This window comes from uncultured Shewanella sp., assembly GCF_947495455.1.
Taxonomy (GTDB): domain Bacteria; phylum Pseudomonadota; class Gammaproteobacteria; order Enterobacterales; family Shewanellaceae; genus Shewanella.
Genome location: NZ_CANLZC010000251.1, coordinates 1 through 529, shown reverse-complemented (window position 1 = coordinate 529; position 529 = coordinate 1). Strand labels below are relative to the sequence as shown.

General features: G+C 55.0%; 1 rRNA gene. It reads right to left on the bottom strand.

The features are described 5' to 3' along the window. A 23S ribosomal RNA gene (locus Q0791_RS24990) occupies positions 1-529 on the bottom strand; the annotation flags it as partial.

Genomic DNA, 529 nt, shown 5'->3' with positions numbered 1-529 from the left:
AACACCAGCGGTTCGTCCACTCCGGTCCTCTCGTACTAGGAGCAGCTTCCTTCAATCATCCAACGCCCACGGCAGATAGGGACCGAACTGTCTCACGACGTTCTGAACCCAGCTCGCGTACCACTTTAAATGGCGAACAGCCATACCCTTGGGACCGACTTCAGCCCCAGGATGTGATGAGCCGACATCGAGGTGCCAAACACCGCCGTCGATATGAACTCTTGGGCGGTATCAGCCTGTTATCCCCGGAGTACCTTTTATCCGTTGAGCGATGGCCCTTCCATTCAGAACCACCGGATCACTATGACCTACTTTCGTACCTGCTCGACGTGTCTGTCTCGCAGTTAAGCTGGCTTATGCCATTGCACTAACCGTACGATGTCCGACCGTACTTAGCCAACCTTCGTGCTCCTCCGTTACTCTTTGGGAGGAGACCGCCCCAGTCAAACTACCCACCAGGCACTGTCCCGAACCCCGATTCAGGGGCCGCGGTTAGAACATCAACACTACAAGGGTGGTATTTCAAGGT